Below are 13,838 nucleotides of genomic sequence, written 5' to 3'. Positions count from 1 at the left end.
CCGTGCCGGGCGGTGAACGGTCGAACGGCGCGGCGAACGGCAGGCCGTGCCGTGTCCGCCGTTCGAGTGGGTCCGTCGGTGGGGTGCGGATCCGGTTCTTGACTTACTGCGTGTTGTTATATGCATTACAGATGATGACATGTCAGATAGTCGTATAAATGGGAGCCGATTGATGACCACGCGCACCCGGCCGAGGGCGGTCGCCCTGCTCTCCGCCCTCCTGCTGTCCGCGGCGGCGGGATGCTCGGCAGCCGGGGGCACCGCACCGGCCCGCCTGGGGGAGTCGGCCCCGCCGGCCCCCTCCAGCGCCGGCGGGGCGCCCGCCGCCAGGGGCTTCACCCTGGTCGCGAGCGGCGACGTACTGCCGCACACCTCGGTCATCCAGCGCGCCGCGGACGACGCGCAGGACGACGGTTACGACTTCCGGCCGATGTTCTCCGGCGTCAAGGCCATGGTCTCGGGGGCCGACCTGGCCCTCTGCCACATGGAGACCATCTACGGGGAGGAGGGCGGGCCCTTCTCCGGCTACCCGGCCTTCAAGTCCCCGCCGGAGGTCGCCGACGGCCTCAAGGACGCCGGCTACGACGGCTGCTCCACCGCCTCGAACCACACCCTCGACGACGGCGCCGCCGGGCTGCGCCGCACCCTCGACCGCTTCGACAAGGTCGGCCTGGGGCACGCCGGCTCGGCCCGTACGGCGGCCGAGGCGGCCAAGGTGACCACGTACACGGCCGGCTTGGCCAAGGTGGCGCACCTCGCCTACACCTACGACACCAACGGCTACCCGCTGCCGGACGGCCGGCCGTGGGCGGTCAATTTGATGAAGCAGGACGAGATCGTCGCGGATGCCCGGGCCGCCCGGAAGGCGGGCGCGGACGTGGTGCTGGTGAGCGTCCACTGGGGCACGGAGTGGCAGACCGAACCCGACGGGACCCAGCTCTCGCTGGGCAAGGCCCTGACCGCCTCGCAGACCGGCGGCCGGCCCGACATCGACCTCATCCTCGGCACCCACGCGCACATCCCGCAGCCCTACGAGAAGGTCAACGGGACCTGGATCGTCTACGGCATGGGCGACCAGGTGGCGGGCGAGATGTTCAACCACACGGGCGCGCGCGACCTGCGCGGAAACTACGGCTCGATCGGCCGCTTCACCTTCGCCCCGCCGGCCGCGGCCGGGCAGCGCTGGCAGGTCACCAAGGCGGAGTTCGTGCCGCAGATGATGGACCTGGCCGCCGGCCGCGTCGTCCACCTGCCCGACGCCCTGGCGAAGGATCCCGGCCGGGAGGACTACGAGGCCGCCCGTGACGAGATCACCGAGGCGGTCCTCAGCCGCGGCGCCGCCAAGGACGGACTGACGGCTGCTCGATGACGGCTCTGTTGGCGTCCGGGGCGCCTCGTGCCGGACCCACAGGTCCGCACGGCCCCGGCTCACCCGTCCGTGCAACGGGCGCCCCGCCGGCGGGCTCGGTCAGGGGACCACGGTCACCGGCCAGCGGCCCGCCTTGACCAGGCGGATCGCCACCGAGCCGACGATGCGGTGGCCCGCCTGCTCCGAGGCGCCGACCACCACCGCGTCCGCCATCAGCTCCTGCGCCGCGCTCACGAGGCCGGCGTAGGGGTCGCCGCGGAAGGTGTGGAACTCCCAGCGCACCTCGTAGATGCCCTTGAGCCGCTCCGCCGACTCGCGGATCTCGGCCACCAGCCCCTCCGCGATCTCCCCGGTGGTGTCGGCCACGGGCGCGCCGAGTGCCGCCCCGGCCGGCACCACCGGCTGGACGTACACCAGCGCCAGCAGGGCGTTCTGCCGCCGGGCCAGTCCGGCCGCGTAGGCCGCCGCCCGGAGCGAGGACTCGGAACCGTCCACCCCGGCCAGGATCACCTTCGGGCCGTCGGTACCGCGTTCGAATCCCGTGTTCACGTGCTCCGTCACCCTGCGAGGATAGGCGGTGGCGTGCAGACGCCCCCACCCGCTCGGCGCGCGCACCGGCGCACCCCTCCCTACAGTGCGAACCATGAGTGCCACCGTGGAGGACACGCACGGGACCCGGAACCGCTTCCTGAACCGGGTGCCCGACGGGTTCGGCGCGTTCTTCGGGACGATCGGCCTGCTGTGCGCACTGCTCGCGCTCTCCCCGACGCTGCGGCGGCTCCTGCGGCACGTCGTACGGTTCCTCGACCTGATCGTCGTACCGGTCAGCGCGAACCTCGCCTACGCCGTCTTCCTCTTCCTCTTCGCCGCTGCCCTCGGCACCCGCAAGAAGGTCGCCTGGTGGATGGTCATCACCTATCTGGCCCTGCTGATCGTCGACGACCTGCTGGACATCGCCGTCGGCGACTACTGGACCGGCATCTCCTCGATGGCCCTGGCCGTCGCCGCCATGGCCCTACTCATCGCCGCCCGCAGGGAGTTCTACGCCGCGTCCCGGCCCGGGGCGCTGTGGCACGCCCTGATCGTGCTCGGCCTCGGCATGCTCGCCGCCGTCCTCCTGGGCTGGGCGCTCGTCGCCCTCTTCCCCGGCTCCCTGCCCCGCGGCCAGTGGCTGGACTGGGCCGCCAAACAGGTCTTCGGCGGCCTCTTCTCGGCCCGGCAGTTCGACGGCCGCCCGCCCAGGCCGCTGTACTTCCTCCTCGGCCTCTTCGGCGCCGCCGCCCTGCTGAACGCGGCCGCGACCCTCTTCCGCTCCCAGCGCCTGACCGCCGCCCTGCACGGCGACGAGGAACCCCGCATCCGGGCCCTGCTCGGCGCGTACGGACGGGCCGACTCGCTCGGCTACTTCGCCACCCGGCGCGACAAGGCCGTCGTCTTCGCCCCCAACGGCAGGGCCGGCGTCACCTACCGCGTCGAAGCCGGCGTCTGCCTCGCCAGCGGCGACCCGGTGGGCGACCCGGCCGCCTGGACCCCCGCCATCGACGCCTGGCTGGCCGTGGCCGGCCGCTACGGCTGGCAGCCCGCCGTGATGGGCGCGTCCGAGGACGGCGCCACCGCCTACGCCCGCTCCGGGCTGAGCGCCCTCCAACTGGGCGACGAGGCCATCCTGCACGTCGCCCACTTCGACCTCGACGGCCGGGACATGCGCGTCACCCGCCAGGCCGTCAACCGCGTCAAGCGCGCCGGCGCGACCACCGTCATCCGCCGCCACTCGGCCCTGTCCGAGGACGAGATGCGGACCATCATCGACCGGGCGGACCGCTGGCGGGACACCGAGACCGAACGGGGCTTCTCCATGGCCCTGGACCGGCTCGGCGACCCGGCCGACGGGGAGTGCCTGCTGGTCGAGGCCTTCGACGACAAGGACGAGCTGATCGCCCTGCTCTCCTTCGTTCCCTGGGGCAGGGACGGAATCTCCCTCGACCTGATGCGCCGCGACCGCACCGCGCCCAACGGGGTCATGGAGTTCATGGTCGCCGAACTGTGCGCCGCCGCCCCCGGCCTCGGGGTGCGCCGGATCTCCCTCAACTTCGCCGTCTTCCGCTCCGCCTTCGAGGAGGGCGGCCGCATCGGGGCCGGTCCCGTCCTCAAGGTGTGGCGCAAGCTGCTGCTCTTCTTCTCGCGCTGGTGGCAGCTGGAGGCGCTGTACCGATCGAACGTCAAGTACGGCCCCGAGTGGTTCCCGCGGTTCCTGTGCTACCAGGACGCCGGCTCGCTCGCCCGGGTCAGCCTCGCCTCCGGCATCGCCGAGGGCTTCGTCTCCGTACCCAGCCTGCGCACCCTGTGGGGCAACGGACACCCCAAGGGCGTCACCGCCCCCGCCACCACCGAGGGGCTGCCCCCGATCGAGTCCCTGGGCCTGGACGCCGTGGGGGAGGAGCTCCCGGGCGTGCCCGGCGAACGGCTGCCCGAACAGGTGCGCGTCCGCCACGCCAAACTGGACCGCATCCGGGCCTCCGGCACCGACCCCTACCCGGTCGGAATCCGCCTGCGGACCCACACCGTCGCCCAGCTGAAGGCGGCCCACCCGAGCCACCCGCCCGGTGCCCGGACCGGCGGGCAGGCCACCCTCGCCGGGCGCGTGATGGTCGTACGCGACCTCGGCGGAGTCGTCTTCGCCGTCCTGCGCGACTGGTCCGGCGACATACAGCTGATGCTGACCCGTGACGAGGCCGGCGCCGAGGTGCTGGGGTCCTTCACCTCCCAGGCCGACTTCGGCGACCACGTGCTCGTGACCGGCGAGCCGGGCGCCAGCAGGACCGGCGAGCTCTCCCTCGTGGTCCGGTCCTGGCAGCTCACCGGCAAGTGCCTGCGCCCCCTCCCCGACAAGCGCAAGGGCCTCGCCGACCCGGAGGCCCGCGTCCGCCGCCGCTACCTCGACCTCGTTGCCAGTCCCGAGGCGCGCGACGTCGTACGGGCCCGCTCCAGCGCGGTCCAGGCCCTGCGCCAGGGCCTGCTCGACCGCGGCTACCTGGAGGTCGAGACCCCGATGCTCCAGCAGATCCACGGCGGCGCCAACGCCCGGCCCTTCCGCACCCACATCAACGCCTACGACCTCGACCTCTACCTGCGCATCGCGCCCGAGCTGTACCTCAAACGGCTCTGCGTCGGCGGCATGGAGAAGGTCTTCGAGATGGGCCGCACCTTCCGCAACGAGGGCGTCTCGTACAAGCACAACCCCGAGTTCACGATGCTGGAGGCCTACCAGGCCTTCGCCGACTACGACGTCATGCTCGGCCTCACCCGGGAGCTGATCCAGTCGGCCGCCACTGCGGCCTACGGCTCACCGGTCGCGCACAAGGCGGACGCCGACGGCAAGCTCGTCGTCCACGACATCTCCGGGTCCTGGCCGGTGAAGACCATGTACGGGGCCATCAGCGAGGCCCTCGGCGAGGAGGTCGGCGCCGACACAGAGGAGCACGTGCTGCGCCGGCTCTGCGACCGGGCCAAGGTGCCGCACGGTCCGGAGGACACCCGCGCCGACGTGGTCCTGGAGATGTACGAGCGGCTGGTGGAGGAGCGGACCGAACTCCCCACCTTCTACAAGGACTTCCCGACCGACGTCTCCCCGCTCACCCGCCAGCACCGGAAGGACCCCCGGCTCGCCGAGCGCTGGGACCTCGTCGCCTTCGGCACCGAACTGGGCACCGCCTACTCGGAGCTGACCGACCCCGTCGAACAGCGGCGCAGGCTCACCGCCCAGTCCCTGCTCGCGGCCGGCGGCGACCCGGAGGCCATGGAACTCGACAACGACTTCCTGGACGCCCTCGAATACGCGATGCCGCCGACCGGCGGCCTGGGCATCGGCGTGGACCGACTCGTCATGTTCCTCACCGGCCTGACGATCCGCGAGACCCTCCCCTTCCCCCTGGTGCGGCGCGGCTGACCGCTCGTGGGGTGGTCCGCACGAGTGAGCGGAACGGGGCGCGTCCGTGCCTCTCGACATCTGCGGGGATGTCGTTGATACGTAGTAATAATGAAAAATGACGAGCCGACAGTAGGGCGGCGCGTGCTCCTGCGCACCGCCGTCTTCCTCGGAGTCGCAGCCGCCGGGCTGATCACCACCGGCAACGGCAACGAAGGCGGTACGCCCGGACCATCCGGTGTGCCGGGCGCGGGCGGCGCACCGGGGCCCGCCGCCGGGCCCGGCCCGAACCCCGCGGCGGGGGCGCCCGGATCGCTGCCCCGGGCCCTGCCCGAGAAGTCCTACCGCTTGCGCCCCATGACGGCGGACGCCCCCGCCCGCCCGGCCGCCGTGAAACCGGCCGTGCGGACCCGGCCCATCCTCGAACTCCCGGCCGACGCAAGGACGCACAGCTCCATGGTGCTCACCTTCGACGACGGGCCGGACCCCCGCTACACCCCGGCCATCCTCGACACCCTCGGCCGCCACGGCGTGCGCGCCATGTTCTTCGTCTGCGGCGAGATGGCCGCGGAGAACCGGGACCTGCTGCGCCGGATGGTCGCCGAGGGGCACGTCATCGGCAACCACACCTGGACCCACCCCCTCATCCCCAAGCTGAGCCGACCCGCCCTCGCCGTCGAGATCGGCCGCACGAGCGAGGTCGTGCAGCAGGCCGTCGGCGAGGCGCCGCAGTGGTTCCGGGCACCCTACGGGGCGTGGAACCGGGCCGCCTTCGAGATCGGGGCCGAGCTGGGGATGGAGCCGCTCGCCTGGACCGTGGACAGCCTGGACTGGGAGGAGCCCGGCGTCACCACGATCGTCTCCCGTGTCATGCGGGGCGCCGGCCCCCGCGCGATCGTGCTGTCGCACGACGCGGGCGGCAACCGGACGCAGAGCGTCCAGGCCGTCGCCTCCTACCTGCCCCAACTGCTCGCGCGGGGCTACCGGATGACGCTGCCCACCCTGACCGCCGTGGCGTCGCGCTAGGCCGTGTCGTCAAGGTCCCGCCATGGCGGGCGGGGCCGGGGCCTCCCCGGCCCCGGCTCAGCGGGCCTCTACCATCCGGGCGAAGACCACCACGTTGCCGTCGTACCCGCGTGCCTTGGAGTAGCCGCCGCCGCAGGTGATCACCCGGAGTTCGGCGTGCCCGGTGTCCCCGTACACACGGGATCCGGGGAAGGCCTCCTTGGAGAACACCTCCACCCCGTACACCTCGAACACCGCCGTGCGTCCGTCGTAGCGCTCCACCTCGATGCGGTTGCCCGGCTTGACCGAGCCCAGGCCGTAGAAGACCGCCGGGCCCTGTGCGTTGTCCACGTGCCCCACGATCACTGCCGAGCCGCGCTGCCCCGGCGAGATGCCGTTGAGGTACCAGCCCGCGAGGTTGCGCTCCTGCGGTGGCGGGGCGTCGATCCAGCCCTCCGCGTCCAGCCCGACCGTCATCACCGGCGCGTCCACGCTGATCGTGGGGATCCGGATGCGCTGCACGGAGGAGTGCTCCAGCAACTCCATGTCCGCGGGCGGCGTCGGCGGATTGGCCGGCAGCTGGTCGGCCGTCACCGCGACGGCCGAGGCCGCGGTGGGCTGGGGCGGTCCGTCGTCGATGTTCACGCCGTTTCTCACCATGGCGAGTCCGGTGAGCATGACCAGTGCGAGTACGCCCCACGGTGAGCGTTTGCGTGACTGCCCTGTCTCGTCCTCGCCCATCGTTCTCCCTTCCCGACGCGGGGGTCCCGACCCGCGTTCCTGTCCCACCCCTGTACGCCCTACTGCACGCACGCTAAGGCCGGGGAGGCAGGTCGGCGAGGGGGGAGGGGGCGAACGGGTGGCCCCGGCCGCGGACGGGGCCGGAAGGGGCCGGAAGGGATGCGTCCATCCAGGTAATCGTCACATAAATGCCTGACGGGTCGTGACCTGCGGATCCGTCAGCTCGGACGGCCGTGCTTCGGCGTGTCGCTCAACCGGGCGGCCCAAAGCCGGAAATGCAGAGATTGCGGTACGACCGGAGGGTTCGACGTGGGAGGCGTTCTCGTCGATCATCCGGGGCCGACGCTCCGGGGCGCTTTCCGCTGGAGGTTCCACCATGCGTGTCTTGCGCGCTCTTACCGTGACGGCGGCAGCCTGTGCCGTCCTCGGCCTCAGTGCCCCGCTCGCCTCCGCGAACCAGGACCCCGGGGGCCGGGGTGGGAATGGGGGTGGGAACGGCCCCAGCAACATCTCGGTGAACCCGTTCGCCGTGCACCAGGGTTCCACGATGCAGGTGAGCGCGGCGGGCTGCGGTCACGGCGGTACCGTCACCTCGCCCGGGAACTTTTCGCCGGCCAACCTCTCCGCCGGATCGATCGGGTTCGCGACCGTGCGGATCTTCAACCACGCCTCTCCGGGCACCCACACGCTGTCGGTCAAGTGCAATGACAGCAACCTGATCGCCACGGCCCGCTTCCGGATCCTGGAGGGCAACCCCTCGCAGGGCGGTATCGGCGGCTCCTTCGGCCCGTCCACCGCCGAGACGGCCATCGGTGCGGGCCTGGTCGGTGCCTCCGCCCTGGGCGCGGGTGCCCACGTGATGCGTCGCCGCCGTCCGCTCCGCGGCCGGAGCTGACCGTCGGCCTTCCGTGCCGGACACCGTCCGCCCCAGCCGCCGCCCGCTCCCGCCGGTCGCCCCGCGTCCTCCCCGAGGACCGGGGCGACCGGCGGTGGAGGCGACCGGCGGTGGAACGGCACATGCGGGGGATTCAGTGACCGCGGCCGGATGCCCTGCGGCGCAGGGCGTAGGCCGTCCCGCCCGCGGCGGCGAGGAAGAGAGCGGCGCCGGCACCGAGTTCCACCGGGTCCATTCCGGCCACGCTGCCGCCCAGGCCGCCGCGGACACCCAGGGCCGCACCGGTCGTGACGGGGGCCGGGGCCGTGGCGGTGGCCGTCCGCGTCGAACTCGTCGTGGGCCTGGTCGTGCCGCCGGCGATCGTCAGGTCGGCCGAGCCGGTCTCCCCGTTGCACGTGAAGGAGACGGAGTACAGGGCTCCGGGCCGGGCGTCCCGGTCCACGGTGACCCGCACGGTCTGGCCGCGCGCGATGCTCACGGTGTCGAAGACGCCGGAGGAGGCGGTGGAGTAGGCGGCGTTGCAGCCGCTGACCGCGAGCACCACCTGGCCGCCGGGGGCGACGGTCGAGGGGGTGAGGGTGAAGCCGAACGAGACCTGCCGGGCGCGCTGCTCGGCGTGCCTCTCGGCGTACTTCTCGGTCTGGGGCATGGCCTGGGCTTCGGACCGGGCCTCGGCCGCGGACGCGGCGGGCGCGCCGAGGGCTCCGAGGGTGAGGACGGCGAACGTGGCGCCGGCACTCAGCAGGGCGGTGGCGGAGGTACGTATCGCACCCATGGTTGATTCTCCGGATCCCCGAGGAGCAGCCGCGGAACGGTTTCCGCACGTGGGGGGTCGTGCGCCTCGATGTCCGCCACGCTAGGTGCGGGTGGCGGGGCCCGCGATCAGGAACGGGCGAATGGGGCATTGCGGTAGGCCGAACCGGGGACGGGAGGCCCGTCCCCGGTTTGCCGGGCGGTGTCAGCCGCCCAGGTCCAAGTGGGAGAACTGCGTGAGGAACGGTTCGGCGGTGGCCGAGATGCCCCGCCCGAACGGTGCGTCGAAGTCCCAGATCAGGAACAGCAGGAACGCGATCAGCGCGCTGAAGAGCCCGGCCAGCAGCATCTCCCGGAACGAGCGCCTGATCTGCAGGGTGAAGATCAGGCCCACCGTGACCAGGGCTCCGGTGATCAGCCCGAACCAGACCACCCCCGGCATGGTGGCCCCGGCGCTCGCGCCGCGTGCGCTGCGGGCGTCGTCGACAACGGCGACCTGGTCGACGAGCGGCTGGTAGGCCTGGCCCTCGTGATCGGTCTGCGGCTCGTAGTCCGTGACGTCCCGGCGGATACGTTCCAGCAGCTCCCCGCCGCGGTCCGTGAGTTCGCCGTCGTCGGCCATCGCCTTCCACTCGGTGTCCACCACGAAGGTCACGTACGCGTCGACGTCGGAGCGGATCCTCGCCCGGACCCCGGCCGGGTAGACCTGCGAGCGGACGCTGATCTCGTGCAGGGCCTGTGCTTCCTGGCGCACGTATTCCTGGGCGGCTCCGCGGCCCTCCCAGACGCCCGCGATCGCCAGGCCCAGCACGATCGCGTAGATCACCCCGATCATCATCGTCATGTACTCGATGACGTCCGGGGTCTCGCTCGGATCGTCGTCGTCGCCGATCCTGCGGTGATTGAAGAAGGCGATGGACAGCACCACGGCACAGGCCGCGGCCATCGCGAGGGACAGGACGAGCCATTCCGACAAGATGACTCCAGATCGTTTGACGGTGGGCGGATTACCGCGGGCGCAGCGCGACGATCGCGAGCACCGCGGGAGCCGCGGTCAGCAAGGTGAAGGTCACCGGCGAGACGTGGTGCTCGGCCGTTTTACGGGCTTGCGCGCGGTACGCCGGGCGGGCCACCTGTTTCCGCGGCGGCGCGGCCACCGCGGGGGACGGCGGCGGTGGCGGCGCGGGTACCCCCGCCGCACGGGGCGGGGCGGGCGCCGGCTTCGGCGGGGCCGGTGCGGGCAGGACGGGCTTCGGTACGGGCCTGGGCGCCGCCCTGGGTGGCGCCGGAGCGGGCTTTGGAGGCGGCGGGGCCGGGGTCGGGACCGGCTTCGGCGTGGGCTTCGGCGGTGGTGGCGTGGGCTTCGGCTCGGGCGGCGGGGTGGGCTTCGGGGGCGGCTCAGGCGGACACGGCGGTGGCGGTGGCGGCGGTGGGCAGTCGGGGTCGCCGTGGTGGCCCCCGCCACGGCCGCCACCACGGTGTCTTCCGTGGTCGGAGCGGTGATCCGAACGGTGGTCCGAACGGTGGTCCGCGCGGCGGTCGGCACCGTGATGTCCACCACCCGGACCGCGTCCGCGGCCGTCGCCGGAAGCCACCGCGACCACGGCGGTGGCCGTCGCGGCCTCGCCGGGGTCGGTCGTCGCGTAGGCGCTGCTATCAGCCACGGCCGGCGTGACGGACAAGGCCGCCCACAGCAGGACCGGGACCGCCAGCAGGCGCCTGGCACAGGCTCTGTTCACCCGGGGAGCATGGGCCCGCGCACGCCGGCCCACGCTGGGCTCGGCCCCGGTTCGCCTGAACGGGTGTAGTGCCGAGCGGAAAGGTTTGAGCCAGCTGCGGAGCGGGCTCAGTCGAGTGCGATCATCGTCCGGTCAATTCCCAAAAGGGATTTGTCGGTACCGGTCATTTGCCCCGGGGGTGCCGCCGGGCGCCTTTGGTGTGTGACGAAGAACGGATCGCCAATTTCCGCTTTTGCTCGCCCTGTTGGTCAATGATCAGTAGATTCGGCTCGGACAGGAGTCCGACCCCGCACGGACCGCCGCAGGAACAACGCTTGGAGATCCCGATGGAGCGCCCCGCCTGGGCCCCGCCAGGCATCGACATCTCGGTGCCGAGCGTGTCCCGCATCTACGATTATTACCTTGGCGGGTCCCACAATTTTGAGGTCGACCGCCAGGCGGCCCGACGGGCCATGGAATTCATGCCGGGACTGCCCAAGATCATGCAGGCCAACCGGGCGTTCATGCGCCGTGCCGTCCGGCACGCCGTCGCCGAGGGCGTCACGCAGTTCCTCGACATCGGCTCCGGCATCCCCACCTTCGGCAACGTCCACGAGATCGCCCGAGCCGCCAGCCCCGGGGCCCGCGTGGTCTACGTCGACCACGACCCGGTGGCCGTGGCGCACAGCCATGCCGTCCTCCTGGACGACGAGCACACCGGCGTCGTCGCCGCCGATCTGCGCAAGCCCCAGGAGATCCTGGCCGCCCCCGAGGTCGGACGGCTCCTCGACTTCGACCGGCCGGTCGCCCTGCTCCTCGTCGCCGTCCTGCACTTCCTGGAGGACGCGGACCACCCGTACGACGCCGTGGCCGAGCTGCGCGACGCGCTGGCCCCCGGCAGCCTGCTGATCCTCACCCATGCCTCCTTCGAGGGCATCCCGCTCGTGGAGGAGGTCGCGGGCGGCGCCGTCGGCGTCTACCGCGACATCCGCAACCCCCTCGTCATGCGCACGGGGGAGCAGATCGCCCGCTTCTTCGAAGGGTTCGACATGGTGGAGCCCGGGCTGGTCTCCATGCCCGACTGGCGCCCGGACCGCTCCGCGGACGGGGAGGACGGCGAAACGCCGGAGGACCCCTACGCCTTCTCGGGCTACGGCGGCGTGGGACGCAAGGCGTGAGACTTCCGGCTCAGACGGCGGGCGCGCCGAACACCGTCGCAGCGCCCGCGGCCGCACCCGCGCCGACCGCGCAATCCGCGGCGGCCCCCCACGGCGGCATCGAGGACCGGATCTCCCGCTTCGCCACGATCTGGGGACGGGCGATCTTCCCGGTCACCGCGACCTCGCTGACCCGGCCCGAGTTCGAACGGCACCTCGTGCCGCTCACCCGGACGCTCACCGAGGCCCTGCACGCACGGCCCTTCGACGCCGCCGTGGCGCAGCGGGTGGGCGCCGAACTCGTCGCCGTGCACTGCACCGACCCGGAAGCCCTGGCCGGCACCCTGGGCGTGATCGAGTCCTACCTGGTGCTCTACTGCGGTCCGGACGGACTCGAAGGCTCCGGCTTGGAGGCCACCGCCGAGTACCACTCGCGCTGCGCGCGGCTGCAGCACGCCATCGCCGCCGGATACGCACGCGCGCTGCGCGAGCGCACCCTCAGCGAGCAGGAGGCCATCGCCCGCTCCGCGCTGACCGCCCGTACCGACGCCCAGCAGGCCCTGCACGCGAGCGAGGAGCGCTTCCGGGCGGTCTTCGAGGGCGCGGCCGTCGGCATCGGCATCGCCGACCTCGACGGGAACGTCCTGGAGGTCAACGACACGCTGCTGCAGATGTTCGGCGGGCTGGAGGGGCACGTCCGCAGCCGCAACGTCAGCGAGTGGGGCCACCCCGACGACACCCCGCACGTCTGGCGGATGTACGGCGAGCTGGTGCGCGGCGAACGGGAGAGCTACCGCGTGGAGAAGCCGTACTACCGCCACGACGGGACCGTGCTCTGGACCAACCTCACGGTGTCGCTGCTGCGCGACGCCGACGGCAAGCCGCAGTACCAGCTGGCGCTGATGGAGGACACGACCGAGCGCCGCCTGCTGAACCTGCGCCTGCGCTACGAGGCCACCCACGACGCCCTCACCGGACTGCCCAACCGGACTCTGTTCTTCGAGCGGCTGGAGAAGGCCCTCAGCGGGGCCGGGGGTGACCGCTACGGCCTGTGCTACCTGGACCTCGACGGCTTCAAGGCGGTCAACGACAGCCTCGGCCACTCGGCGGGGGACCGGCTGCTGGTGGAGGTCGCCGACCGGCTGCAGAGCTGCGCGACCGGTCCCGGCGAGGTCGTCGCCCGGCTCGGCGGCGACGAGTTCGTAGCCCTGACCACCGGCTCCGACACCGAGCAGAAGGTGACCGACCTCGCGGTCCGCATCCTGACGGCCCTTTCGACGCCGATCCGGCTGGAGGGCCGGGAGCTGTCGGTCCGGGGCAGCATCGGCATCGTCGAGGGCCGCGCCAAGGAGCGCACCCCGGCCGAGGTGCTGCGCAGCGCCGACATCACGATGTACCGCGCCAAGGCGGCCGGCGGCAACCGCTTCGAGTTCGCCGACGCCGAGGCCGACGCCCGCGCGATCACCCGGCACGGCCTGACCAACGCCCTGCCGGCGGCGCTGGAGCGCGGCGAATTCTTCATCGAGTACCAGCCGCTGGTCCACATGCGCGACGGCACCGTGCACGGCGCCGAGGCGCTGGTGCGCTGGTCCCACCCGCAGTACGGGGTGCTCGGCCCCGACCGCTTCATCCCGCTCGCCGAACGGACCGGGCTGATCGTGCCCCTCGGCCGGTGGGTCCTGGAGGAGGCCGTCCGCCAAGCCCGCGTCTGGCAGCACGAGCACGGGGGCGCAGCCCTGCGGATCAACGTCAACCTCTCACCGACCCAGCTGCACCACCCGGGTCTGGTCGCCGACACGGTGGCGGTGCTGGAGAAGTCCGGCCTCGCTCCGGGCGCGCTGTGCCTGGAAGTCACCGAGTCGGCCCTGATAGGCGCTGACGACGAACTGCTGGAGCCGCTGCGCCGGCTGGCCGAACTCGGTGTGGACATCGCACTCGACGACTTCGGCACCGGCTACTCCAACCTGGCCAACCTGCGGCGCCTGCCGGTCAGCGTGCTCAAACTCGACCGCTCCTTCACCCAGGGGATGCAGCAGCAGCCCGCCGACCCGGTCGACGTCAAGATCGTGGAGGGGATCGTGGCCCTGGCCCACAGCCTCGAACTCGCCGTCACCGTCGAGGGCGTGGAGACCGGCGCACAGGCCGCCCAGCTGCGCGCGCTCGGCTGCGACACCGCCCAGGGCTGGTACTACGCCCGCCCCGGGGCCCCCGACCGTATCCACACCCTGTCCCTCTCCGACGCGGTGCCCACTCCCTCCTGAACGCAGCCCGGGCC

General features: G+C 72.3%; 10 protein-coding genes. 6 read left to right on the top strand and 4 right to left on the bottom strand.

Annotated features, from left to right (window positions below; translation table 11 throughout):
- The first annotated feature begins 172 nt into the window (after positions 1 to 172).
- On the top strand, positions 173 to 1,369 hold the full coding sequence (locus AB0F82_RS01545) for a CapA family protein (protein WP_362622569.1): 1,197 nt from the start codon (positions 173 to 175) through the stop codon (positions 1,367 to 1,369).
- A 99-nt stretch (positions 1,370 to 1,468) separates the two neighbouring features.
- Here AB0F82_RS01545 and AB0F82_RS01540 read toward each other — a convergent pair whose 3' ends face one another.
- Positions 1,469 to 1,930 (bottom strand): universal stress protein, encoded by a 462-nt coding sequence (locus tag AB0F82_RS01540; protein ID WP_356815882.1) that lies wholly within the window; start codon positions 1,928 to 1,930, stop codon positions 1,469 to 1,471.
- An 82-nt stretch (positions 1,931 to 2,012) separates the two neighbouring features.
- Here AB0F82_RS01540 and lysX point away from each other — a divergent pair, with 82 nt between their 5' ends.
- Both lysX and AB0F82_RS01530 read left to right on the top strand, forming a co-directional pair.
- A complete protein-coding gene (lysX, locus tag AB0F82_RS01535; protein ID WP_362622565.1) occupies positions 2,013 to 5,315 on the top strand; it encodes a bifunctional lysylphosphatidylglycerol synthetase/lysine--tRNA ligase LysX in 3,303 nt (1,100 codons plus the stop codon).
- Between the two features lie 90 nt (positions 5,316 to 5,405).
- A complete protein-coding gene (locus AB0F82_RS01530; RefSeq protein WP_362622562.1) occupies positions 5,406 to 6,320 on the top strand; it encodes a polysaccharide deacetylase family protein in 915 nt (304 codons plus the stop codon).
- Between the two features lie 57 nt (positions 6,321 to 6,377).
- On the opposite strand, the gene AB0F82_RS01525 is transcribed toward AB0F82_RS01530, so the two are convergent.
- Entirely contained in the window at positions 6,378 to 7,040 is a 663-nt protein-coding gene (locus AB0F82_RS01525; RefSeq protein WP_356815885.1) for a class F sortase, read from the bottom strand.
- Positions 7,041 to 7,416: 376 nt separating this feature from the next.
- On the opposite strand from AB0F82_RS01525, the gene AB0F82_RS01520 reads away from it, so the two are divergent.
- Positions 7,417 to 7,935 carry a hypothetical protein gene (locus tag AB0F82_RS01520; protein ID WP_362622559.1) on the top strand — a complete coding sequence of 173 codons (519 nt, stop codon included), beginning with the start codon at positions 7,417 to 7,419 and terminating at the stop codon, positions 7,933 to 7,935.
- 133 nt (positions 7,936 to 8,068) lie between these two features.
- Here the strand turns inward: AB0F82_RS01520 and AB0F82_RS01515 are convergent, their stop codons facing one another.
- The gene (locus AB0F82_RS01515) at positions 8,069 to 8,710 is read right to left on the bottom strand and encodes a hypothetical protein (RefSeq protein ID WP_356811007.1); all 642 of its coding nucleotides are present in this window, start codon (positions 8,708 to 8,710) and stop codon (positions 8,069 to 8,071) included.
- A gap of 183 nt (positions 8,711 to 8,893) precedes the next feature.
- Complete coding sequence (locus AB0F82_RS01510; RefSeq protein WP_362622556.1) at positions 8,894 to 9,664, bottom strand: hypothetical protein; 771 nt, start codon at positions 9,662 to 9,664, stop codon at positions 8,894 to 8,896.
- A 1,089-nt stretch (positions 9,665 to 10,753) separates the two neighbouring features.
- Between AB0F82_RS01510 and AB0F82_RS01505 the strand changes: the two genes are divergently transcribed.
- Both AB0F82_RS01505 and AB0F82_RS01500 read left to right on the top strand, forming a co-directional pair.
- Positions 10,754 to 11,584, top strand: a complete 831-nt coding sequence (locus AB0F82_RS01505; protein ID WP_362623408.1) for an SAM-dependent methyltransferase — start codon at positions 10,754 to 10,756, stop codon at positions 11,582 to 11,584.
- A 98-nt stretch (positions 11,585 to 11,682) separates the two neighbouring features.
- Complete coding sequence (locus tag AB0F82_RS01500) at positions 11,683 to 13,824, top strand: putative bifunctional diguanylate cyclase/phosphodiesterase (protein WP_362623406.1); 2,142 nt, start codon at positions 11,683 to 11,685, stop codon at positions 13,822 to 13,824.
- The last annotated feature ends 14 nt before the right edge of the window (positions 13,825 to 13,838 follow it).

Origin of the sequence: Streptomyces virginiae, assembly GCF_040638905.1 — a bacterium.
Lineage (GTDB): Bacteria > Actinomycetota > Actinomycetes > Streptomycetales > Streptomycetaceae > Streptomyces > Streptomyces virginiae_B.
This window is presented reverse-complemented; position numbering and strand designations above follow the sequence as displayed.

Excerpts from the sequence above, each read along its gene's own strand:
- AB0F82_RS01545 (WP_362622569.1), top strand. The coding sequence starts at position 173 with ATGACCACGCGCACCCGGCCGAGGGCGGTCGCCCTGCTCTCCGCCCTC.
- lysX (WP_362622565.1), top strand. The coding sequence starts at position 2,013 with ATGAGTGCCACCGTGGAGGACACGCACGGGACCCGGAACCGCTTCCTG.
- AB0F82_RS01530 (WP_362622562.1), top strand. The coding sequence starts at position 5,406 with ATGAAAAATGACGAGCCGACAGTAGGGCGGCGCGTGCTCCTGCGCACC.
- AB0F82_RS01525 (WP_356815885.1), bottom strand. The coding sequence starts at position 7,040 with ATGGGCGAGGACGAGACAGGGCAGTCACGCAAACGCTCACCGTGGGGC.
- AB0F82_RS01520 (WP_362622559.1), top strand. The coding sequence starts at position 7,417 with ATGCGTGTCTTGCGCGCTCTTACCGTGACGGCGGCAGCCTGTGCCGTC.
- AB0F82_RS01515 (WP_356811007.1), bottom strand. The coding sequence starts at position 8,710 with ATGGGTGCGATACGTACCTCCGCCACCGCCCTGCTGAGTGCCGGCGCC.
- AB0F82_RS01505 (WP_362623408.1), top strand. The coding sequence starts at position 10,754 with ATGGAGCGCCCCGCCTGGGCCCCGCCAGGCATCGACATCTCGGTGCCG.